21 protein-coding genes and 1 tRNA gene are annotated in these 22367 nt (G+C 70.4%); 13 read left to right on the top strand and 9 right to left on the bottom strand.

The features are described from left to right. Nucleotides 1-17 precede the first annotated feature (17 nt). The 3 genes from FV233_RS20180 to FV233_RS20170 are packed head-to-tail and all read left to right on the top strand — an operon-like array spanning nt 18 to nt 2155. Nucleotides 18-1148 (top strand): trypsin-like peptidase domain-containing protein, encoded by a 1131-nt coding sequence (locus tag FV233_RS20180; RefSeq protein ID WP_147898549.1) that lies wholly within the window; start codon nt 18-20, stop codon nt 1146-1148. Then, entirely contained in the window at nt 1145-1396 is a 252-nt protein-coding gene (locus tag FV233_RS20175) for a hypothetical protein (protein ID WP_147898548.1), read from the top strand. The genes FV233_RS20180 and FV233_RS20175 overlap by 4 nt, the downstream gene beginning before the upstream one ends. Before the next feature lie 12 nt (nt 1397-1408). After that, complete coding sequence (locus FV233_RS20170) at nt 1409-2155, top strand: DnaJ domain-containing protein (RefSeq protein ID WP_147898547.1); 747 nt, start codon at nt 1409-1411, stop codon at nt 2153-2155. 211 nt (nt 2156-2366) lie between these two features. On the opposite strand, the gene FV233_RS20165 is transcribed toward FV233_RS20170, so the two are convergent. After that, nucleotides 2367-3863, bottom strand: coding sequence for a D-alanyl-D-alanine carboxypeptidase (locus FV233_RS20165; protein ID WP_147898546.1), 1497 nt, complete (start codon nt 3861-3863; stop codon nt 2367-2369). Nucleotides 3864-4467: 604 nt separating this feature from the next. On the opposite strand from FV233_RS20165, the gene clpS reads away from it, so the two are divergent. The 4 genes from clpS to FV233_RS20145 all read left to right on the top strand — a co-directional run bounded on the left by clpS (nt 4468) and on the right by FV233_RS20145 (nt 9332). Then, complete coding sequence (clpS, locus tag FV233_RS20160) at nt 4468-4869, top strand: ATP-dependent Clp protease adapter ClpS (protein WP_187193701.1); 402 nt, start codon at nt 4468-4470, stop codon at nt 4867-4869. 37 nt (nt 4870-4906) lie between these two features. Beyond that, a complete protein-coding gene (gene clpA, locus FV233_RS20155) occupies nt 4907-7402 on the top strand; it encodes an ATP-dependent Clp protease ATP-binding subunit ClpA (RefSeq protein ID WP_147898545.1) in 2496 nt (831 codons plus the stop codon). Nucleotides 7403-7493: 91 nt separating this feature from the next. Further along, the gene (locus tag FV233_RS20150) at nt 7494-7775 is read left to right on the top strand and encodes a hypothetical protein (protein ID WP_147898544.1); all 282 of its coding nucleotides are present in this window, start codon (nt 7494-7496) and stop codon (nt 7773-7775) included. Between the two features lie 258 nt (nt 7776-8033). Continuing rightward, complete coding sequence (locus FV233_RS20145; protein ID WP_147898543.1) at nt 8034-9332, top strand: FAD-dependent oxidoreductase; 1299 nt, start codon at nt 8034-8036, stop codon at nt 9330-9332. On the opposite strand, the gene FV233_RS20140 is transcribed toward FV233_RS20145, so the two are convergent. The 3 genes from FV233_RS20140 to egtB all read right to left on the bottom strand — a co-directional run bounded on the left by FV233_RS20140 (nt 9329) and on the right by egtB (nt 12777). Further along, the gene (locus FV233_RS20140) at nt 9329-10345 is read right to left on the bottom strand and encodes an adenylate/guanylate cyclase domain-containing protein (protein ID WP_147898542.1); all 1017 of its coding nucleotides are present in this window, start codon (nt 10343-10345) and stop codon (nt 9329-9331) included. The genes FV233_RS20145 and FV233_RS20140 overlap by 4 nt on opposite strands. A gap of 69 nt (nt 10346-10414) precedes the next feature. Continuing rightward, nucleotides 10415-11389 (bottom strand): L-histidine N(alpha)-methyltransferase, encoded by a 975-nt coding sequence (egtD, locus tag FV233_RS20135; protein WP_147898541.1) that lies wholly within the window; start codon nt 11387-11389, stop codon nt 10415-10417. 119 nt (nt 11390-11508) lie between these two features. Continuing rightward, on the bottom strand, nt 11509-12777 hold the full coding sequence (gene egtB, locus FV233_RS20130) for an ergothioneine biosynthesis protein EgtB (RefSeq protein WP_147898540.1): 1269 nt from the start codon (nt 12775-12777) through the stop codon (nt 11509-11511). A gap of 261 nt (nt 12778-13038) precedes the next feature. Here egtB and murI point away from each other — a divergent pair, with 261 nt between their 5' ends. From murI to FV233_RS30480, 3 genes are all read left to right on the top strand, one after another. Next, nucleotides 13039-13914, top strand: coding sequence for a glutamate racemase (murI, locus tag FV233_RS20125; protein ID WP_147898539.1), 876 nt, complete (start codon nt 13039-13041; stop codon nt 13912-13914). A gap of 155 nt (nt 13915-14069) precedes the next feature. Next, nucleotides 14070-14786, top strand: a complete 717-nt coding sequence (locus tag FV233_RS20120) for a cache domain-containing protein (RefSeq protein ID WP_147898538.1) — start codon at nt 14070-14072, stop codon at nt 14784-14786. A gap of 82 nt (nt 14787-14868) precedes the next feature. After that, nucleotides 14869-15030, top strand: coding sequence for a hypothetical protein (locus FV233_RS30480; protein WP_187278175.1), 162 nt, complete (start codon nt 14869-14871; stop codon nt 15028-15030). A gap of 30 nt (nt 15031-15060) precedes the next feature. On the opposite strand, the gene FV233_RS30475 is transcribed toward FV233_RS30480, so the two are convergent. Beyond that, on the bottom strand, nt 15061-15225 hold the full coding sequence (locus FV233_RS30475) for a hypothetical protein (protein ID WP_187277967.1): 165 nt from the start codon (nt 15223-15225) through the stop codon (nt 15061-15063). A 401-nt stretch (nt 15226-15626) separates the two neighbouring features. Between FV233_RS30475 and FV233_RS20115 the strand changes: the two genes are divergently transcribed. Both FV233_RS20115 and FV233_RS20110 read left to right on the top strand, forming a co-directional pair. Further along, a complete protein-coding gene (locus FV233_RS20115) occupies nt 15627-15839 on the top strand; it encodes a hypothetical protein (protein ID WP_147855665.1) in 213 nt (70 codons plus the stop codon). 257 nt (nt 15840-16096) lie between these two features. Then, a complete protein-coding gene (locus FV233_RS20110; protein WP_147855666.1) occupies nt 16097-16354 on the top strand; it encodes a hypothetical protein in 258 nt (85 codons plus the stop codon). Between the two features lie 94 nt (nt 16355-16448). On the opposite strand, the gene mqo is transcribed toward FV233_RS20110, so the two are convergent. The 4 genes from mqo to leuC form a co-directional block, all read right to left on the bottom strand. After that, on the bottom strand, nt 16449-18170 hold the full coding sequence (gene mqo / locus FV233_RS20105) for a malate dehydrogenase (quinone) (RefSeq protein ID WP_147898537.1): 1722 nt from the start codon (nt 18168-18170) through the stop codon (nt 16449-16451). Between the two features lie 475 nt (nt 18171-18645). Continuing rightward, nucleotides 18646-19167 (bottom strand): lipocalin-like domain-containing protein, encoded by a 522-nt coding sequence (locus tag FV233_RS20100; protein ID WP_147855668.1) that lies wholly within the window; start codon nt 19165-19167, stop codon nt 18646-18648. Nucleotides 19168-19399: 232 nt separating this feature from the next. Continuing rightward, a tRNA-Leu gene (locus FV233_RS20095) sits at nt 19400-19484 on the bottom strand. Nucleotides 19485-19566: 82 nt separating this feature from the next. Beyond that, nucleotides 19567-20979, bottom strand: coding sequence for a 3-isopropylmalate dehydratase large subunit (gene leuC, locus FV233_RS20090; protein WP_147855669.1), 1413 nt, complete (start codon nt 20977-20979; stop codon nt 19567-19569). A gap of 279 nt (nt 20980-21258) precedes the next feature. Here leuC and FV233_RS20085 point away from each other — a divergent pair, with 279 nt between their 5' ends. Continuing rightward, nucleotides 21259-22224 (top strand): 2-hydroxyacid dehydrogenase, encoded by a 966-nt coding sequence (locus tag FV233_RS20085; protein WP_147855670.1) that lies wholly within the window; start codon nt 21259-21261, stop codon nt 22222-22224. The last annotated feature ends 143 nt before the right edge of the window (nt 22225-22367 follow it).

Raw genomic sequence — 22367 nt, 5'->3', positions numbered from 1 at the left:
GCCTGGAGACCGCCCCCTTGCCGGACCGTACCGTGCGCATCGTGCTCGCCGCGGTCCTGGTCCTGCTGGCGCTCTACGTCGCCCAACCCTACGTGCAGGCGCTGCTCTACGCGGCCGAGACGCCGCGGGCGGTGACCGCACGCGGCGATCTGGCCCAGTCCGAGACCGCCACGATCGCGCTGTTCGAGCGGGCGAGCCCCTCCGTCGTCCACGTCTTCGCGCAGAGCGCCGCGACCGGGCGCGACCTGCTCGACGCGGACGACGAGGGCGGGGAGCAGGGCGGCACGCAGACCGGCACCGGCTTCGTCTGGGACGGGGCCGGCCACGTCGTCACCAACACGCATGTCGTGCAGAACGCGGCGCAATCCGGCGGCTCGGTCTCGGTGCGGATGAGCGACGGCGAGGTGGTCTCCGCGACCCTGGTGGGCCTGGCCCCGTCCTACGACCTGGCGGTCCTGCGGCTCGGGCGGGTGGCCAAGATGCCGCCGCCCCTGGCGATCGGGACCTCGGCGGACCTGAAGGTCGGCCAGTCGACCTTCGCGATCGGCAACCCGTTCGGCCTCGACCACACCCTGACCACCGGCGTGATCAGCGCCGTGCGCCGGCGGATGCCGACCAGCGCCGGGCGTGAGTTGTCGGGCGTCATCCAGACCGACGCGGCGATCAACCCCGGCAATTCCGGAGGTCCCCTGCTCGATTCCGCCGGCCGGCTGATCGGGGTCAACACCGCCATCGTCTCGCCCTCCGGGGCCAGCGCCGGCATCGGGTTCGCGATCCCGGTGGACGTGGTCAACCGCGTGGTCCCTGAGCTGATCCGGGTGGGGCGGGTGCGCAATCCCGGCATCGGCATCATCGCCGCCCAGGAGGCCGCCGCCGCCCGGCTGGGGATCGACGGCGTGGTGGTGCTTCGGGTCCTGCCCGGGTCGCCCGCGTCCCAGGCCGGCCTGCGCGGCGTCGATCCGCAATCCGGCGGTCTCGGCGACGTGATCGTGGCGGCCGACGACCGGCCGATCCACCGGCTGGCCGACCTGACCGCGGCGATCGAGGAGGCGGGCCTCGGCGCAGCCATCAACCTGAAGGTCGTGCGCGACGGCCGGATCCGGCAGGTCCGCATCACCACCGCGGATGTCGCGGAGAACCGGCGGTGAGGCGGCTGCCCGTCCTCACGCTGCTCGTCCTGGTCTCCGCCGGTGCCGTGCAGGCCGCCGAGACGCGGGTGCGGTCCCGCCTCTGCCCGGAGGACCTGCCGGAGGGTGTCCGCCTGCCGCCGCCGCCCGGCTGCGACGTTCCGGCCCACGCGCCGACGACGCCCCCGCGCGGGTTCTACGATCTGGGCGACGGCACCACGGTGCGGATCGGTGGCCGCGTCGGCGCCGCATTCGGCGCGCGGCGATAACGGCGGTTCGCGATGGTGTTGTTTGCGGTCCTATTGGCCTGCGCCACGCTCTGGTGGCTCTCGAAGAACGGGGACGGCCTCGGCCGTCGGCTCGGGCGCGCCTTCGGCAAGGGCGTCGGCGCGGTGACCGGCGCGGTCCGGCCGCAGAAGCTCGGCGGCGCCTTCGCGCTCGCGGCGGCCGGGTTCCTGCTGCTGCACGGGAACCTCGTCCTGGCGGCCCTTCTCGGCCTCGGCGGCATCTGGATGATCGAGGGCCAGGCCGCCATGACCGAGCGCCTCGCCCGCCTCGTCAAGTCGCGGTTCGGCCCCGGGCTCCGGCACCGCACGGCCCTGCTCGATGTCCGCCTGCGTCCGGACGGCTCCATCCGCGACGGCCGGGTGACCGCCGGGCCCGGCGCCGGGGCGCGGCTCGACGCCCTGCCCGCCGAGATCCTGGTCGCGCTGCTGCAGGCCTGCCGCGCGCGCGATCCCGCGGGCGCGGCGCTCCTAGAGCCGTATCTCGACCGCCGGGCGCCCGGCTGGCGTGTAGACGCTGAGCGCGATCGAGACCCGCGGCCGGGACGCCCGGCGTATCCAGGGTCGATGACGCAGGAGGAGGCGTACCAGATCCTGGGGCTTCAGCGCGGGGCGACCGCTGAGCAGGTCCGGACGGCCCACAGGTCTCTGATGAAGCTCACCCACCCCGACCAGGGCGGAAGTGCCGACAGGGCGGCGCGGGTCAACGCGGCCCGGGACAGGCTTTTGAACCGACATCGCTGAACTCCACGCGCGTTGTCAGATGCTGACTGGTTCGCAGCCGCGGGCAAACACAGCCGCGGCTCCGCCGTGCCGGCGCGCCGGATCGGCGCGCCGTCGATCGCCTAGGGCGTCGGCCCGGACATCAGAGCCGGGACGACGCTCGAGGCTTTTGTTTCTGCATCATCTCGGTCCGAAAGCCGGAACCCACCTTTCGGGATGATGCTCGAGCGGTTCAGCTGCGGGTCGCGAAGCAGCTGAAGCCGCTGCGCTTCAGGGCCGTGCAGGCATCCTGCGCGGAATCCTGCTCCGCGAAGCCGGAGAAGCGGGCGCGGTAGAGCGTGGTCCCGCCATGCTCGACCTTGACCGTGTAGGGCGCCGCCTTGGAAAGGCTGCCCCCGGCCTTGGCGCGGGCCTCCGAGAGCATCGTGCGGGCCTTGGACTCGTCGTCCATGGCGCCGAGCTGGATCACCCAGGCGGTGGGGACGACGCGGGTGCCGGTGACGGCCTTGGGCGGCTCGTCGCGTTCGGCGGAGGCCAGCCGGGCCGCGGTCTTGGACGCGCCGGGGAACGGGGCCTGGGCGGTGCTCGCGCCGGCATAGGCCTGCGCGGATTTCGGCAGCGCCTGCGACACGCCCTGCGGACCGGGCTTCCAGGTGCCGCCCGGCGTCGTGGTCGAGCGCGAGGGCATGATGTCCAGGGGCTCGCCGGTGGTGCCGGTGGTCTCGACATCCTCGTCGTCGGCCGAGGCGACCTGGGTGCGGGTGCGCGAGACGGCGTCCGCCACCACGGCCGGGCGGGCCCGCTCGGCCACCTCGGTGACCGGCGCCGACTGGCGGGCGCCGGCATAGGCCCGGGGCAGGTTGGAGCGGACGAGGTCGGCCATGATCCGGTCGCGGCTGCCGCCCGACTTGCCGCCGAGCACGATCGCCACGATCTGGCGGCCCTCGGACTTGGCCGCGGTCATCAGGTTGAACCCCGAATCCCGAGTGTAGCCGGTCTTGATGCCGTCCACGCCCTGGACGTTGCCGAGCAGGTGGTTGTGGTTGCCGATCACCCGGCCGCGGAACGCGAAGGAGCGGGTCTGGAAGTAGCGGTAATAGTGCGGGAACCGGTCCTGGATGGCGCGGGCCAGGACGGTGAGGTCCCGGGCGGTGGTGAGCTGGTCGGGGTCCGGCAGGCCGGAGGCGTTGGCGTAGCGGGTCCGGCTCATGCCGAGCGCGTGCGCCTTGGCGGTCATCATCTGGGCGAAGCGCTCCTCGGAGCCGGCGATGTTCTCGCCGATCGCGCAGGCCACGTCGTTGGCCGACTTGGTGACGATCGCCTTGATCGCGTCCTCGACCGAGATGGTCTGGCCGGGGCGCAGGCCGAGCTTCGACGGCGCCTGGGCGGCGGCGTGGGCCGACATGGTCAGCTCGGAATCGAGGGCGAACTTGCCGCGCTCCATCTGCTCGAACAGCATGTAGAGCGTCATGACCTTGGTGATCGAGGCCGGATGGCGCAGCGCGTCCTCGTTGACCGCGTGCAGCGTCTTCCCGCTCTTCACGTCCACCACCATGGCGGCGTAGGGCGGGTTGTAGCCGCCCCCCGACGCGTGGTGATGATGGTGCCGCCCGCGGCGGGCCTCGGCCGGGGCGGCCAGGGCGGTCAGGACCGCGGCGGCGGCCAAGGCGGCCGGAATGGCGGCCGGCAGCGCGGGGATCGTCCGGGGGCGGCCTACAACGCTACGCATCACGCCTGATAGCCTCGCGAGACCGGCATGCGCCGGTCGTATCTCTGGTGCTGGCCGGCGCTGATCGCGTGGCCCCGCTGCATCGGTTGAGAATTAGGCGGGTGCAGTTACAGGCCCGTTAATGCGAACCGCTCGCGTTCCGAATCGTGTCGTTCCGGCCATGCCTTGACGATGGCGCATGCGGCCCACACCTCTGGAGGAGATCCGGTTTCGTCACCGGTGTCGGCGCGCGACGCGCCGGCCCGGCGGCGCCAAGGAGGCCGGCCATGCAGCGCTCCCCCGCCCTCCCGGCGTCTTACGGAATTCGCCGGTCGGGTATCGGATCCTCCGCGGTCCGAGCCGGGCGACGCGCGTCCACCATGGTCCCTCCCCCCGGCCGGCTTCCGTGCGCTGGCGTCAGCCCCTCGGCATGAACGCCTCGAACGTGATGCGCCGGGCGCAAGCTTTGCGGGGCGGACAAGTGCGCGCAGGCGTCTGGCGAAGTCGCCTCACGGTCTGTAGATTAATGTCCGCCGACCCAGACGCCGCTCCCGGCAGGGTCATGACGGGATCGGTATTGGGGGCCGGCGACGCCCGCTCCAATCGAGGGATCGGTTCGACGCACATGACACAGGTCCCCCTTCAGGGCACCGCGATATCGACGACGCTTCACGGGCCGGCGCGTTTGGCGATCACGGCCTCCGGTTCGCGCGCCCCGGGCGGCGACGACCGGTCCAACACCGCGATCATCACCCGCACCAAGCCGAAGACCAAGAAGCCGAGCCTGTACCGGGTACTCCTTCTGAACGACGATTATACGCCGATGGAATTCGTGGTGCTGGTCGTCGAACGCTTCTTCAACAAGAGCCACGAGGACGCCTACCACATCATGATGCACGTGCATCAGAACGGGGTCGGCGAGTGTGGGGTCTTCACCTACGAGGTGGCGGAGACCAAGGTGACGCAGGTCATGGACTTCGCGCGCAAACACCAACATCCTCTCCAGTGCGTTATGGAAAAGAAATAGGCGCCGTTCGCGGTAGGCACCCACACAGAGGCCAGCTTTGCCAAGCTTCTCACGCAGCCTAGAACAAGCCCTCCACCGAGCCCTCGCGCTCGCCGGCGAGCGACGGCACGAATACGCGACGCTGGAGCATCTCCTGCTCGCCCTCGTGGACGACCAGGATGCGGCCGCGGTCATGCGCGCCTGCAACGTCGAGATCGACACGCTCAAGCGCAGCCTGGTCGACTACGTGGACACCGAGCTCTCGAACCTGACCGGGGACGGGCGCCAGGACGCCAAGCCCACCGCCGGGTTCCAGCGGGTGATCCAGCGGGCGGTGATCCACGTCCAGTCCTCGGGCCGCGAGGAGGTGACGGGGGCCAACGTGCTGGTGGCGATCTTCGCTGAGCGCGAGAGCCACGCCGCCTACTTCCTGCAGGAGCAGGACATGACCCGCTACGACGCGGTCAACTACATCAGCCACGGCATCGCCAAGCGCCCCGGCGCCTCCGAGGCCAAGCCCGTGCGGGGCGCGGAAGAGGAAGGCGCCGCCGAGCGCCCGAGCGACGAGGGCGATCCCCGCGGCGGCGCGAAGAAGAAGGGCGACGCGCTCGACGCCTACTGCGTGAACCTCAACAAGAAGGCCCGGGACGGCAAGATCGACCCGCTGATCGGCCGCCACTCCGAGGTCGAGCGCACGATCCAGGTGCTCTGCCGCCGGCAGAAGAACAACCCGCTGCTGGTGGGCGATCCCGGCGTCGGCAAGACCGCGATCGCGGAAGGGCTCGCCCGCAAGATCATCCAGCACGAGGTGCCGGAGGTTCTGGCCGACGCGACGGTGTTCTCCCTCGACATGGGCACGCTGCTCGCCGGCACCCGCTACCGGGGCGACTTCGAGGAGCGCCTCAAGCAGGTGATGAAGGAGATCGAGGCGCACCCGAACGCGATCATGTTCATCGACGAGATCCACACGGTGATCGGTGCCGGTGCGACCTCGGGCGGCGCCATGGACGCGTCGAACCTGCTCAAGCCGGCGCTGGCCTCGGGCACGCTGCGCTGCATCGGCTCGACCACCTACAAGGAGTACCGCCAGTACTTCGAGAAGGACCGCGCCCTGGTGCGCCGGTTCCAGAAGATCGACGTCAACGAGCCGTCGATCCCGGATACGATCGAGATCGTGAAGGGCCTGCGTCCGTACTTCGAGGAGTTCCACAAGCTCAAGTACACCACCGAGGCCGTGAAGGCCGCGGTGGAGCTGTCGGCCCGCTACATCAACGACCGCAAGCTGCCCGACAAGGCGATCGACGTGATCGACGAGACCGGCGCGTCGCAGATGCTGGTGCCGGAGGCGCGCCGCAAGCGCACCATCGGCATCAAGGAGATCGAGGCGACCATCGCCACGATGGCCCGCATCCCGCCCAAGACCGTCTCGAAGGACGACGCGGTGGTGCTGCAGCACCTCACCGAGAACCTGAAGCGGGTGGTCTACGGCCAGCCGAGCGCCATCGAGGCGCTGACCTCGGCGATCAAGCTCGCCCGGGCCGGCCTGCGCGATCCGGACAAGCCGATTGGCTCGTACCTGTTCGCGGGTCCGACCGGCGTCGGCAAGACCGAGGCCGCCAAGCAGCTCGCCTCCTCGCTGGGCGTCGAGATGCTGCGGTTCGACATGTCGGAATACATGGAGCGCCACACGGTCAGCCGCCTGATCGGCGCACCCCCCGGCTATGTCGGCTTCGACCAGGGGGGCCTGCTCACCGATGGGATCGACCAGCACCCGCATTGCGTGCTGCTGCTCGACGAGATCGAGAAGGCCCACCCGGACCTGTTCAACATCCTGTTGCAGGTGATGGACCACGGCAAGCTGACTGACCACAACGGCAAGCAGGTCGATTTCCGCAACGTCATCATCATCATGACGACCAACGCGGGTGCCTCGGACTTGGCGAAGTCGGCCTACGGTTTCACCCAGACGAAGCGCACCGGCGACGACGTCGAGGCGATCAACAAGCTGTTCGCCCCGGAATTCCGCAACCGCCTCGACGCGATCATCTCGTTCGGCCACCTGCCGAAGGAGGTCGTGGCCAAGGTGGTGGACAAGTTCGTCCTCCAGCTCGAGGCCCAGCTCGCCGACCGCAACGTGACGATCGAGCTGTCCGACGAGGCGCGGGCGTGGCTGGTGGAGCACGGCTACGACGACGCCATGGGCGCCCGCCCGATGGCGCGCCTGATCCAGGCGACCATCAAGACGCCGCTGGCCGACGAGGTGCTGTTCGGCAAGCTCAAGGACGGCGGCGCCGTCCGGGTGGTGGTGCGCAAGCCGGAGGACGAGGAGGCCAAGGCCGGCGCCAAGGACAGCCTGGGCTTCGACTTCCCGGCCGGCCCGGTCACGCCGAAGCCGGAGGCGGACGTCACCAACGCGGCCAAGCGGCACAAGCGGGCCAAGCCCCGTGCGGCCACGCGCAAGAAGACCCCGAAGGACGACAAGGGTGGGGGTGGCGGCGGCGGTTCGGGCGGCGGTGTCCGGACCGTGCCGAAGGTGCCACTGGTCCGCGCATAAGGGCCCTCACGCCGGCCGGCAGGCTTCCGGACCACGGCCTGCCGGTCTATGACCGCCGCGACGCGAACGCGCCGCGGCGAGGAGGCGCTTGATGACCGAAGATCTGCACGAGGGGCCTCTATCCCCCGTCACGCATCCTGCGCCTGCCCCGAAGCTGACCCGGCGCGAGGAACGGCGCCGCCGCCGCCAGCGGCGTCGCCGCGGCGAGGAGGTGCTGGCCTGGGTGCTGGTGCCGCTGATCTGCGTCGGGATCTATCTCGGCGTGAATGCCGGCTTCGACTTCTTCGGCACCTCGCCCGGTCAGGTCTGGGACCAGCTGATGCAGGTCAAGACCATGATGGAGAAGCGGTCCGCCAGCCCGGCCGCGCATTAGCGCATCCTGCCGGGCAACAGGGTCACGGCGCCACGCGCGGTCTCGGCTTCGCGTCGTCGGTTTCCCGAAAGCCGGCGCCGCCCTGTCCGGGACGATGCCCGGGGTCTCCGAGCCTGCATCGCCGTCGCCGGCCGCAGGCTCGCGTCCTTTGGGAAGATGCCGCAGAGCTGCCGCGCTTGCCGGTCCGCGATGGCGTTACAGGTATCCGGCATGAAGCCGGACTGAGCCGGCTCAGAATGGCCCCCCAGCGGTGACGCCGTGAGTCCGACCCGACGAACGATCCTGGCTGCCGCCGTGCTGGCGGCCCCGTCCGTGCGCGCCGCGGCGCGGGGCGGCACCGTGGCGGTCATCGGCGCCGGGGCGGCCGGCCTGGCGGCGGCGTCGGCGCTGCGCGCAGCCGGGCAGGATGTCGTGCTGGTCGAGGCCCGGGATCGCATCGGCGGCCGCGCCTTCACCGACCGGGCCCTCGGCCCGGATTGCCGCTTCGATGCCGGCGCCGAGTACATCCACTGGGCCGAGCGCAATCCCTGGGCCCCCGTGGCCCGGGCGTCGGGCGTGCGTTTCGCGCAGGAGGGCGGCTGGGCCCGGACGCTCATGATCGACGGCCGTCCGGCGACCGATGCGGAGAACGCGGGCCGCCGGGCCGGCTTCTCCGGGCTCGACGCGCTGCTGGCCCCCAAGGGCGGCGACACCTCGCTGGCGGAGGCCGCCCGCGCCGGGGGCCCGAATGCCGAAGGTGCGGCGGCGGGCTTGAGCCGGCTCTCGCTCGGCGAGGACCCCGAGCGGGTCTCGGCGGTGGATTACGACCGGCTATGGTCCGGAACCGACCTCTGGGTCGATGGCTACGGCGACCTCGTGGCGCGCCGCTTCGCCGACCTGCCGGTCCGGTTGAACTGTCTGGTGCAGGCGATCGACTGGTCCGGCAAGACCGTCCGGATCGAGACCGCCGGCGGCACCCTCGCGGCTGCGGCGGCGATCGTCACGGTGCCGGTCGGCGTGCTGAAATCCGGGGCGCTCCGGTTCACCCCGGGCCTGCCCGATGGCGCCGCGGCGGCCCTGGATGGCCTGCACATGGGCGCCTACACCAAGGTCGGCCTGCGGCTCGACCCCGCCAAGGTCGATCCGGCGGCGCTCGGCGACGCCGTGTCGGTGATCACCGGCGGGCCGACGGTGTATTTCGAGATGGGCCCGTTCGGCCGTGCCATCGCGGTGGCCAATCTCGGCGGGGACCTCGCCCGGGACCTGTGCCGCGCGGGCGAACCGGCCGCGATCGCCCTGGCCACCGAGCGGCTCGGCGCGATCCTGGGCGCGAAGGCGCAGGGCGCCGTCCTGGCCGGCCGGCTCGCCGGCTGGTGGACCGACCCGCATGCCCGCGGCTCGTATTCCATCGTCGGGCCCGGACATGCCGAGGCCCGCGAGCGCCTGCGCGAACCGGTCGGCGGCCGGATGTTCTTCGCCGGCGAAGCCCTCGCCGGCGGCGGCGCTATGACGGTCGGCGGCGCCACCCTCGACGGCGAGCGCGCCGCCCGGGAGGTGCCGAAGGTGCTGGGCGCCTAGATCCGGGTTCGGATCGCCGCCACGGCCAGCGGCTGTTCCCGGCCGCGCAGGGTGTGGGATCCCAGATCTTCAGCCACGAGGTCGGGCGGCAGCGGGCCGATCCGGTCGAGCAGGTCGGCCGAGACCAGCACGTGCACGCCGAGGCTCTTGGACAGGCTCTCCAGCCGGGCGGTGGTGTTCACGACGTCGCCGAAATACGCGATCTTGTGGCGCTCGAGCCCGATCTCGGCGGTGACCACCGAGCCGCAATGCAGGGCGGCACGGAATTCCGGGACCTGCCCGAACCGCTTCGTCCAGGCGTCGGCCTCGTCGGCGAGCTGCTCGGCGAACGCGAAGACGCAGCGCAGGCAGGCCGCGTCGCGCGTGCCCCGCTCGATCGTCCAGGTGACCAGGGCCATGTCGCCGATATAGTCGTCGATCGAGCCCCGGAAGCGCGAGACCGGCAGGGCCAGCGCGTTGAAGACCTGCCCGAGATAGGCCTGCGCCGCGCGGTCGCCGTGGCGGTCGGCGAAGCGGGTCGAGCCGGTCACGTCGAGGAACAGGAAGATCCGCTCCTCGCTGATCGGCCGATGGTAGCGGCCGATCAGCAGGTTGGCGAAGACGCCGGGACCGATCAGGTCGCGCACCCGGAACACGAACACCACGAGGACCGAGATCGCGAGCCCGTAGAGCAGGCCGGATTCCGTCATCAGCATCGCGTTCCGCTCGCTGTACATGAAGCGGAACAGGCGGTTCAGCACGGTGCTGGCGACCGCGTTGCCGGCCACGATCAGGGCGATGTAGAGCGCCACGGTGGCGAGCAGGAACAGCGGCGTCGCCAGCTGACGCACCCGCTCCCGCATCTGCCGCCACAGCAGCCCGCGCTCGTAGAGCAGGATCGGCGTCCCGATGATCGCGCCCCGGATCGCCGAGCCCAGCAGCGGGCCGACCGCGAACAGCGATCCGTAGAGCAGGCCGGCCAGGGCGCCGAGCCCCGGCGCCACGAGGTAGAACCAGCGCGGGCTGAAACGCATCCGGCCGTCCTTCACCCCAAGTGCCGGCCCCAAGTGCCGGCCCCAAGTGCCGGCCCGACGCGCCGGGGTTCAATCCTGCCGGAGGGCGTGAACCGAGAACAGCCCCTCCGGATCGGTCCAGACCTGGATCCAGGTCCAGCCGGCCCGCTCCACCAGGGCCCGGAAGGTCTCGACCGTGTACTTGTAGCTGCTCTCGGTGTGGATCGTCTCGCCGGCCGCGAACGCGAAGGTCTCGGAGCCGATCCCGACATCCTGCGCACGCTGCGAGACCAGGTGCATCTCGATCCGCGAGGGCCCCGGGTTGAACACCGCCCGGTGTGAGAAGGCGCCGAGATCGAAGCGGCCGGCGAGCTCCCGGTTGATCCGGGTGAGGAGGTTGAGGTTGAACGCGGCCGTCACGCCTGCTGCATCCGCATAGGCGTTCTCCAGGATCGCGGCATCCTTCACGAGGTCGACGCCCACGATCATGTGGGCGCCCTCCCCCAGGATGCGCCCGAACCGCCGCAGCAGGTCCTCGGCCTCGGCGGGCTCGAAGTTGCCGATGGTCGAGCCCGGGAAGAAGCCGGCCCGGGGCATGCCGGCGAGGCTCGCGGGCAGGTCGAAGTCGCGGGTGAAGTCGGCGGCCACCGGCTCGACCCGCAGATGCGGGAAGTCGCCGCTCAGCACGTCCGCCTGCGCCCGCAGGAACTCGCCCGAGACGTCCACCGGCACGTAGGCGGCGAGCTTGTCGAGGTGGCGCAGCAGGCGGCGCAGCTTGATGGTCGAGCCGCTGCCGAACTCGACGAGGGCGGCCTTGGCCGGCAGCAGCGCGGCCATCTCGGGGCCGCTGCGGTCGAGGATCCCGACCTCCGTGCGGGTCGGGTAGTATTCCGGCAGGCGCGTGATCGCCTCGAACAGGTCCGAGCCGGCCGTGTCGTAGAAATACTTCGGCGCGAGCGCCTTCTGCGGGCGGGACAGGCCGTCCCGCACGTCGGCCAGGAAGGCGAGTTCCGGTGTGTCCAGGGCGACCGCGGTCGCGTCGGAGAAGCTGGGCTTGACGGTCAAGGGAGGCTCCGGGGCGCTTCGAGCGCTCGCCGCTGAAATGGATACCGGTTCGGCGTAAGCGAGCGCGTTGGACCAAGGACTGAGAGCCGTTCCCGATTGCAACGCGATCGGGAACGGCTCTAGGCGGCGTCGGCGAGGCGCAGGCCGGTGAACTGCCAGCGCTGATGCGGATAGAAGAAGTTGCGGTAGGGCAGCCGGGCGTGGCCTTCGGGCGTCGCCACCGACGAGCCGCGCAGGACGAACTGGCTGACCATGAACTTGCCGTTGTATTCGCCCAGGGCCCCCGGCAACGGCCGGTAGCCCGGATAGGCGGTGTAGGCGCTGCGGGTCCATTGCCAGACGAGGCCGAACGCGTCCGGCAGGGCGCCGTCCCGCGCCGCCACCTCCCACTCGAACTCGGTCGGCAGGCTGCGGCCGGCCCACCGGGCATAGGCGTCGGCTTCGTAGTAGCTGACATGGGTGACCGGCGCCTCGAGATCCACCGGCCGCACCCCGCCGAGCGTCATGGTCGCCCAGCCGTCGCCGTCCCGGCGCCAATAGCCCGGCGCCTCCCAGCCTTCGGCCTGGCCGGCGTACCAGCCGTCCGAGAGCCACAATTCCGGCTTGGCGTAGCCCCCCGCCTCCATGAAGGCGAGCCATTCGCGGTTGGTGACCAGCGCCTTGTCGATCCGGCCGGGCAGGATCAGCGCCTCGTGGCGGGGCGACTCGTTGTCGAACGAGAACCCGTCTCCGGTATGTCCGATCCAGGCGATGCCGCGGGCGAGCGGGGCCTGACCGGTCTGCCCGGAGGCCGCCGGGAAGCGCCAGCCGGCATCGTAAACCGGCCCGAGGGGATTCTGCGCGAAGGCGTGCAGGATGTCGGTGAGCAGAAGCTCCTGGTGCTGCTGCTCGTGGTACAGCCCGATCTCCAGGATCGGCAGCACGCCCTCCAGGGCGCTCTCGGAGGCCTGGCCGAGCAGCGACTCCACCGCCCGGTCGATATGCGCCCGGTAGGCCGTCACCTCGTCCATGGTCGGCCGGGTGATCATGCCCCGCTGGATCCGCGGCTGCCGCGGGCCGGCCGCCACGTAGTACGAGTTGAACAGGTAATGCAGGCGCTCGTCGAAGATGGCGTAGCCCGGCAGGTGCTCGCGCAGCAGGAACTGCTCGAAGAACCACGATACGTGCGCCCGGTGCCACTTGGTCGGGCTGGCATCGGCCATCGACTGGACCTGCTGGTCCTCCGCAGAGAGCGGCGCGGCGCGGCGCTCGGTCTCGCTGCGCACGAAGCGGAATGCGGCGATCCAGGCGGCGCGGTCGATCGGCCGGGCCGTCACGGGCGGGGGCGGGAAAGCCGCTGCCGGTTGCGTGCGCGTGTCGCCGGAGCGGAGTGCCGCCGTGGCTGCCATGCGGATCTTCCCTTGATGACGTCTCTCCTGGGATCGTCTTATCGACGCCCAGCGTGGTCGCAGAAGATATGTCCCCGCGGTGGTCAGACAACCTCCGCTGGTGATTCCACCTGCGCCCGGTTCGTTCGCCTCATTCGCCGCCGGAGGCGCGGGGGTTAACGGGGAGAACGTGAAAGCGCGGGTCTTTCTTGCGCCGCAGTGAGGAGGCCTTAACCCTCGCCACCGAGATTCGAGGCGCTGAGTGCGGAGTCCAGAATTTCCATGCGGATCGATCTGATGGCCGGGGCCAGCTTGTCCCCCGCGGCGTTTCGCGCGTCCCCGGAGCCGACCATCCTGGTGTTCGATTCCGGCCTGGGCGGCCTGACGGTCCTCGATGCGGTGCGCCGCGCCCGGCCGGACGGCCGCTACGTCTATGCCGGCGACGATGCCGCCTTCCCGTACGGGCGGCTCGGCGAGGCGACGCTCGTGGCCCGGGTGCTCGCGGTGATGGAGCAGCTCGTCGCGACGCATCGGCCGGACCTGGTGGTCATCGCCTGCAACACCGCCTCGACCCTGGTCCTCCCGGCCCTGCGCCAGCGCTTCGCGACGCCGTTCGTCGGCGTGGTGCCGCCGATCAAGCCGGCCGCCGCCGCGACGCGCTCGGGCCTGATCACGCTGCTCGCCACGCCCGGCACGGTGGCGCGCTCCTACACGCACGATCTGATCGCGACCTATGCCGGATCCTGTTCGGTGACGCTGGTCGGCTCGCCGAACCTCGCGGGCTTCGCCGAGGCCGAACTCGCCGGCGCACCCATCGACGATGCCGCCCTGGCCGCCGAGATCGCGCCCTGCTTCGTCACCGAGGCTGACGGACGGCGCACCGACGTGGTCTGCCTCGCCTGCACCCACTATCCGCTGCTGCTGCCGCGCCTCGAAGCGCTGGCGCCCTGGCCGGTGACCTGGATCGATCCGGCGCCCGCCATCGCCCGGCGCGTGATCCAGCTGATCGGCCCGGCCCGGCGGAATGCGGACCCGGACGGGGCCGTGCACGGCGCCTTCACGGCCGGCACCTGCCTGACCGCGCCGTTGCGCGCTTCCCTCGCCGCCCGCGGGATCGGCGAGATCGCCGTCGAGGCTATGCCGCTGCCGATGCAGTAGGCCGCGCGTCCGGCCTCGCCTCGGACGCCGCGTCGGCCGGGGTCGTCCGGTCGCGCGTCGCAGCGCGCGACAACAATCATGCCTGCTTGCATAATCAGTCGAGACGGTATTTTATCGCTGAGGTTGAGCGATTATATTGATCTCAGGAGAGTCATATGGCTCTGCGGGCAGCTTTGCTGGCGGCGACACTGATCTGTGTCGCGCAGGCGCCGACGAGTGCGCGCGCCTGCGGCGACGGAGAAGCGCCGACCGCCTGCGACGATCCGAGCCCCAACGGCTTCGCTTCCTGGATGCTCGGGCGCGTCAGCCAGGCGCTGCAGGCCGACCGGGACAAGGCGCTGGCCGCCTTCACCGCGGGGGCGAACGGCTTCCGGACCGCGGACACCTACGTGTTCTGCGTCGGACCGGACGGCGTGATGACCGCCCACCCGAACCCGATCCTGCAGGGGCACGACGTGCGCGACCTGCACGACAGGACCGGCAACCGCTTCATCCAGACGATGCTGGACACGGCCAAGACGGGCCAGGTCGCGGTGATCCACTACCTGTTCCCGAAGCCGGGCAGCACGATCGAGGAGCCCAAGACCACCTACTACACCAAGGCCGGCGACCAGATGTGCGCGGTGGGGGTCTACGACACCGACGCCGCGGCGCCCGCCGCCGCGACCCCGGACGGACGGGTCGCCCAACTCCGGCAGAAGCTCGACGGGGAAATCCCGACCCAGGCCCGCGCCGACTGGCTCGCGTTCCTGGAAGCGCTCAACGCGCAGGGCGACGCGAAGACGGCGGCCATCGCGCAGGCCCGCCGGGACATGCGGGCCGCCACCGCCGCGCTGGATTCGGCCGGTGCGAGGCCGGCGGGGCAGGATTAGGTTCCGGCCCGGGCCGCCGCGCGTGGCCTTGGCCCAGATCCTTCCCCTTGCGGAGGCCGCGACGTTCACCGCCGGATGCCTCGTGCTGCGATCGACGTGGATCGATCCGAAGCGCGTCGAGTTCGCCCTGATCCTCGCCGTCGTCGTCCTGAGCATCGCCCTGCTGATCGGGCTGACGCCGCCGGACCTGGTCGGCGATACGGGGTGCCTGGACCCGGCCGGCCTGTGGCCCCAGCCGCGCTGATCGATGGAGGTGGCCGCCGCTATGCCCGCGTCAGCCCAGCGCGACGGCGCTCGCGGGTCTGTCGAGGGCCTCGGCCTCGGTGGGGACGACCAGATGGACGAACAGCATCCCGGCGGCGACGATCAGCGCCAGCGCCAGGATCCGCCACAGCTCCATGATCGGCTCTTGCGGTGTCGTGTCGGTCTTGCGCGGCATCGGTCTCGGATCCCTGTTGTGTGATCTGTCCTGTGAGCCGGTTCTCGGCCCGTCGCGGGTGGCATGGTCCACCGAAGGCTTGCCTGGCCTTGGTGGCGTAAAGTGGACACCCGCAGGATGAACGCTTCGTAAAATTTGCAACCTCGGCCGCCGGGGCGTGCGGGGCGTGGCGTTCGGGTGGGCCGGATCAGGCGCACCCCGCTGCCGCCGCGCGCGCCCCGGCCTCGGCCATGCTCACGGGGATCGCCGCGGCGGAAACGGCCCGCCGCAAGGGTTGCCCCCCACAAATCCATCCCCGGCGATACTGATAAGTGTGCAAAATAATCTGCGCAGTCTAGCTTCTGCCGCAATTTCGATCAGACTTCAGGCCTATAAGAGGAAATACCGGCGGGAAGGACCAGATGTTCGAGAGTCTTTTCTGGGGGGCCGCGATCATGGCGCTGGTCGGATCGGCCGCCCTGGTGGCCATCGGTGCCGCGGTGCAGCCCCGGATCATCCAGAAGGATGATCTCGGATCCGGCATCCTCGACCCGCGCAGGACGTTCGGACGCAAGCGGCGCTGGCGCCGCCCGTCCCGGGTGACGCGCCCCCTCGGCTGGCTGCCGCTGCGCTAGACGCCTGCGCCGCATCGCCTTTTCCCGAAAGCCGGCGGCCATCGTCTGGAACGGCACGCAGCCCTGCGTTCGACGCGTCCGCTGACGCCGTACCGGGAACCGCCTCGGCGGCGAGCGCTCCAGCAGGCCGGCTTTACCACGCTGGATACTAAACCTGTCTGCACCAAAGACGTACATCTAACGTTGCTGCCGCGGATGCTAAGGTCCGGTGACTGCGAAACAGCGGTCTTCAAGCAGTGCGAAAGGGCTCAGGACTGATGAGCGTGCGTCAAATCTGCGATCAGGTGCGGGTGACCGAACAGGCCTTCACCGCGGCCCTCGGGGCCATGAAGGCGACCGGGCTGCGCGAGGAGCTGACCCGCGAGCTCCAGGAGATGGAATCCGCGGAGATCGAGGCCGGACAGGACGCCGGCTCGGCCCGCACGGCCTCGTGGAAGCGGGTCAAGATGCTGCACGGCCTCGGCTATCCGGTGGATTTCGGCTGGCTGCACATCGCCCACGGCGCCGCCCGGTAGAGCCACCCGTCCGAGCCCGATCCGGGAGGGCCTGCGAGACGCCGCCGGCCCCGGGCCCCGTGCGTCCGCACGAGGCCTGAGGGGGTGATCGCGCTCAGGGTGCGAGATCGTGGACCGGCGCCGGGACCGGCGTGTCGCTGCTGTTCAGCACGGTGCTGCTCGCCGGCACGGGCTTGAGCGCTGCCGTGTCGATCCGGGGCGGCGCCGGCAGCTGCAGCTGCTCGCTGGTGTAGGCCCATTCCTGGGCGACCCGGGCGGGGTCGTCGTTGAGCTTCGTGCCGTAGCTCGGGACGATCTGCCGGATCTTCGCCTGCCACTCGGGCGTGGCGACGTTCTTGGCGAACACCTTCTCCAGCACCTGCAGCATGATCGGCGCCGCCGTCGAGGCGCCCGGGGAGGCGCCCAGCAGGGCGGCGATGCTGCCGTCCTTGGCGTTGACGATCTCGGTGCCGAGCTTCAGCACGCCGCCCTTGTTCGGGTCCCGCTTGATGATCTGCACGCGCTGACCCGCCTGCCAGAGGCGCCACTCCCCCTTCTTGGCCTTCGGGAAGTACTCGCGCAGGGCCGCGATCCGGTCGTCGTCCGACAGCATGAGCTGGCCGGCCAGGTACTCGACCAGCGGATACTCGTCGATGCCGACCCGGACCATCGGCCAGATGTTGCTGGTCGTGGTCGAGCTGAGCAGGTCGAGATACGAGCCCTCCTTCAGGAACTTGGTCGAGAAGGTCGCGAACGGTCCGAACAGGATCACGCGCTTGCCGCCGAGCACCCGCGTGTCCAGGTGCGGCACCGACATCGGCGGCGAGCCGACCGACGCCTTGCCGTAGGCCTTGGCGAGGTGCAGCGTCGCGACGTCCGGGTTCTCGTTGATCAGGAACGAGCCGCCGACAGGGAAGCCGGCGTAATCCTCGCCCTCCGGGATGCCCGACTTCTGCAGCAGGTGCAGGGCGCCGCCGCCGGCGCCGATGAACACGAACTTGGCATCGACGCTGCGCCGCGACCCGTCCTTGATGTTGCGGGAGGTCACCCGCCAGGAGCCGTCGGCGTTCTTGGTGATGCCCTCGACCTCGGTGGAGAGGCTCAGCTTGAAGGTCGGCTGGCCCTGCAGGTGGGCGACGTACTGGCGGGTGACCTCGCCCCACTCGACATCGGTGCCGAGCGGCGACCAGGTGGCGGCCACCTTCTGGTTCGGGTCACGCCCCTCCATCATCAGGGGCACCCATGTCTTGAGCCGCTCCGGATCGGTGGAGAATTCCATGCCGGCAAACAGCGGGCTGGCCTTCAGGGCCTCCCAGCGCTTCCGCAGGTAGGCGATGTTGTCGTCGCCCCAGACGAAGCTCATGTGGGGGGTGTAGTTGATGAAGGCGTGGGGGTTCTTCAGCACCCCGGTCTTGACCAGCGAGGCCATGAACTGGCGCGTGACCTGGAACGCCTCGTTGATCTCCACCGCCTTGGCGATCTCGACCTGGCCGTTCTTCTTCTCCGGGGTGTAGTTCAGCTCGGCCAGCGCCGAGTGGCCGGTGCCGGCGTTGTTCCAGCCGTTCGAGCTCTCCAGGGCGACCTGATCCAGGCGCTCGACCATCTGGATCGACCACGTGGGCTCGAGCTGGTTCAGCCAGACGCCGAGCGTCGCGCTCATGATGCCGCCGCCGATCAGCAGCACATCGACCTTGGTGTCGGCGCTGTCGGCGAACGCGAGGGCGCTCGGCAGCGAGGCCGCGGCGAGCCCGGTGGCCGCCGTCCCGAGGAGCTGGCGCCGGCTGAAGGCGAGCGAGTCGCGCGGGGACCGGGGCTTGTTGGTGTCGTCGGCACGCATCGCCACATCTCATCGGTTGCGGACCGGACATGCACGGCTGGCACGTCCCGGCACAGAAGGCGTCGGATCGACGCGACGGGAGCCCCGCGCATCCAGCCTTCCAGAACGTTCCCCCGCGGATGATGCGGCACGCAGCGCGTGATCGATCGTATGCGATCGTTTATTGTCTTGGGCGCCGTTGTTGCTTCCGAAAGCAGCTTCCGGAAGTGCAGGGCCGGATCGAAGCGTCTTTTCCGAGTTGATGGCCGGGTTCGACGTGGCTGCGCCGAATAGAGCCGAGACTCGATCCGGAGACCGCGCGGTGATCGGCGAGTCTCGACGGTGAAAAGACGCCGGCCGATCTGGCGCGGCGGCGTGTTCCCCGCGTCTTAGAGGATGAGGTCTGAAAGGACAATCTGTGGTGTAGGACAAACGCCGCCGCCTGTCCTGTCCGGAACATGCGGGGCGTGCGCGCGCGTCATGGCGGACGCCGCCTTTATCGGCTGCGCCGGAACCGGATGATGCTGCGCGAGAGGCGGCCGGCGTCCCAGTTGGGCATGATCCGCCAGGGCGTCGTCACGTCCGCTTCGTCGCCGTGGATCTTGATCGTCCGCCGCTGCTCGGTGTTGACCCATTCCGGAGCCCAGGCGGTCTGGACCGTCGTGATCCATTGGTCGCCCTCGATCCGGTAGCGGCCGATATAGGCGACCAGCGTCTTCATCAGCGCGGCGCGGTCGGCATCGGTCTCGGCCGGCTTGCGGTCGGTGCCCTCGAGGTTGAACGCGACCCAGCCATCCGGGGTGAAGATCACCCGGCCCCGCGGCGCGCTGCCCATCGCGTCGATCAGCGACCCGGTCGCCTTGTCCTCGACCTGGTAGGAGACGAGTTCCCAGGTCCCCACGATCTTCTCGGCGAGGTCGCCCTCGTCCGCATGGACCTGCGGCTGGGCATCGGCGGCCTGGCCGGGCGACGCGGCCATGAGCAACGCCGCCGCGAGCGTCGCGGAGAACTTCGTCATCCGGTGATTCTCCTTCCGGCCTGCCGGCCATGCGGCCAGCGCGAATCGGGCGACACCGGGATACGGCGCGCGGCCCCGTCGTGACAGGTCTCGGTCGCGCGAAGCTGGGTTCGGATGACGACATGCGGCTTCGATCGACAGGGATCCGAAGCGGCGCCGACCGGCTGTGATGGCCGGTCTCGTGTCATGGTCTGGGGAGAGAGTTGTGCGGATCAGCGCTTTAGGCGGCTGATGGTGCCCAGGAAAGGACTCGAACCTTCACCTCTTGCAAGACTGGTACCTGAAACCAGCGCGTCTACCAATTCCGCCACCTGGGCTCGCCGTCGGCCATTGGCCGGCGACGGCTTCGTTTAGGCGGACACGTGGGGTCCGTCAATCGCGATTTGTGCCTTTTGCGCCTCAGCCGCGCGGCCAGTCGCGGATGTCCACGAACCGGCCGGCGACCGCGGCTGCCGCCGCCATGGCCGGCGAGACGAGGTGCGTGCGTCCGCGATGACCCTGACGGCCCTCGAAGTTGCGGTTCGAAGTCGAGGCGCAGCGCTCCAGCGGGTTGAGCCGGTCGGCGTTCATCCCGAGGCACATGGAGCAGCCCGGCTCGCGCCAATCGAAGCCCGCGGCCTTCAGCACCCGGTCGATGCCCTCGGCCTCGGCCTGCGCCTTCACCAGGCCCGAGCCCGGCACCACCATGGCGGAGACGCTCTCGTGCACCTTGCGGCCCTCGACCATCTGGGCGACGACCCGCAGGTCCTCGATCCGGCCGTTGGTGCAGGAGCCGATGAACACCCGGTCCAGGGTGATGTCGGTGATCGGCGTGCCCGGGGTCAGGCCCATGTAGGCCAGCGCCTTCTCCTTGGACTGCCGCTTGTTCTCGTCCGCGATCGCCGCCGGATCAGGCACGCGGCCGCGCACCGAGATCACGTCCTCCGGGCTGGTGCCCCAGCTGACGATCGGCGGCAGGCTCGCGGCGTCCAGGCGCACCTCGCGGTCGAAGAACGCGCCCTCATCGGTGAGCAGGCTCTCCCAGTAGGCCCGGGCCTTGTCGAACGCCGCGCTCTTGGGGGCCTTCGGACGGTCCTTGACGTAGGCGTAGGTCGTGGCGTCCGGCGCCACCAGGCCGGCGCGGGCGCCGCCCTCGATCGACATGTTGCAGATGGTCATCCGCCCCTCCATCGAGAGGGCGCGGATCGCCTCGCCGGCATACTCGATCACGTGGCCGGTGCCGCCCGCCGTGCCGATCTCGCCGATGATCGCCAGGATGATGTCCTTGGCGCCCACGCCGGGCGGCAGCGCGCCGTCCACCGTGACGCGCATGTTCTTGGCCTTGTTCTGCACCAGCGTCTGCGTGGCGAGCACGTGCTCGACCTCCGAGGTGCCGATGCCATGGGCCAGCGCCCCGAAGGCGCCGTGCGTCGAGGTGTGCGAATCCCCGCACACGATGGTCTGGCCGGGCAGCGTGAAGCCCTGCTCGGGACCGATGATGTGGACGATGCCCTGGCGCACGTCGAGGGCGTCGTAGAACTCGATGCCGAAGTCGCGCACGTTCTCGGCCAGCGCCTCGAGCTGGGTGCGGCTCTCGGGGTCGTCGATGCCCTTCGACCGGTCGGTGGTCTGGACGTTGTGGTCCACCACCGCCAGCGTCTTCTCGGGATGGCGCACCTTGCGGCCGGCCACGCGTAGGCCCTCGAACGCCTGCGGGCTCGTGACTTCGTGAACGAGGTGCCGGTCGATGTAGAGGAGGCTGGTGCCGTCCGGCTGGACATCGACGACGTGGTCGTCCCAGATCTTGTCGTAGAGGGTGCGCGGGCTGGTCATCGGTTTTCGTCTTCGGATGGGATCGGTGCAGAACTCTCGCGATAAGGCGCCTTCCTTAGTAGGCATCGCGGGCGAATTTCGAAAGAGGCGAGTCCTCGTCTCGTCGTATCCTGGTCCCGTCGTGTCCAGGTCCCGTCGTGTCTTCGCCCTGCCGCTCGGCGCCGGTCGCCGGATGTCACGGCCCGGGGCCCGGCACGGCTGGCGCCGGACCGGGGGCAGGCCCTATGCCGGATCCAAACCGCCGGTCGCAGCAGCGGCCGGCCGAACAGGGAGTGTGAGATGTCCGAAGCGCCGCCCGAGATCCTGCTGCTCAAGACGATGCATCCGCTGGTCGAGGCCGCCTTCGAGGCGCGCTTCACCGTGCACCGGCTCGCGGGCGTCGCGGATCCGCAGGCCAAGCTGGCCGAGATCGGCCCCCGGATCCGGGGGCTCTGCGTCGGCGGTCAGGTCGATGCGGCCCTGATGGACAAGCTGCCGAAGCTCGAACTGATCGCCAATTTCGGCGTCGGCTACGACGGCGTCGACGCGGCCGAGGCGCATCGGCGCGGCATCGTCGTCACCAACACGCCCGACGTGCTCACCGACGAGGTCGCCGACCTCGCCGTCGGCCTCGTGCTGGCGACCGTCCGGCGGCTCCCGCAGGCCGACCGCTACCTGCGCGCGGGCCATTGGCCGAAGGCGCCGTTCCCGCTCACCGCGTCCCTGCGCGGGAGACGGGTCGGCATCCTGGGGCTCGGCCGGATCGGGCAGGCGATCGCCCATCGGCTCGAGAGCTTCGGCGTCACGATCGACTATCACGGCCGCAGCCGGAAGGCGGGCATCGCCTACACCTATCACGATAGCCTGATCGCCATGGCGCGGGCGGTCCACATCCTGATCGTGGTCGCCCCCGGGGGTGACGACACCCGCAAGCTGGTGGATGCCCCCGTCCTGGAGGCGCTGGGACCCGAGGGCATCCTGATCAACGTCGCCCGCGGCAGCCTCGTCGACGAGGCCGCGCTGATCGCCGCGCTTCAGGCGGGCACGATCCTGGAGGCCGGCCTCGACGTGTTCGAGAATGAGCCGCACGTGCCGGCGGAGCTGGCCGCCCTCGACAATACCGTGCTGCTGCCGCATGTCGGCTCCGCCTCCGAGCATACCCGCACGGCGATGGCCCAACTCGTGGTCGACAACGTGTTGTCGTGGTTCGAGGGTCGGGGCCCGCTGACCCCCGTGACCGAGACACCCTGGAGCCCGCCCGCGTGAGACCCGTACAGGCCGCGCTGCTCGCCGCCCTGGCCCTGGTGCCGCGGCCGGCGGCGGCGCAGGAGGACTTCGCCGCCCCCGCGACGGCGCCCGAGCCGAGCCTCCTGGACCCGGGGACGCTCGCCGCGCCCCCGGGTCCAGGA

Origin of the sequence: Methylobacterium sp. WL7 (assembly GCF_008040085.1) — a bacterium.
GTDB lineage: Bacteria > Pseudomonadota > Alphaproteobacteria > Rhizobiales > Beijerinckiaceae > Methylobacterium > Methylobacterium mesophilicum.
Note: the sequence above shows the minus strand (reverse complement) of the source record. Positions and strands in the feature narration are given on the sequence as shown.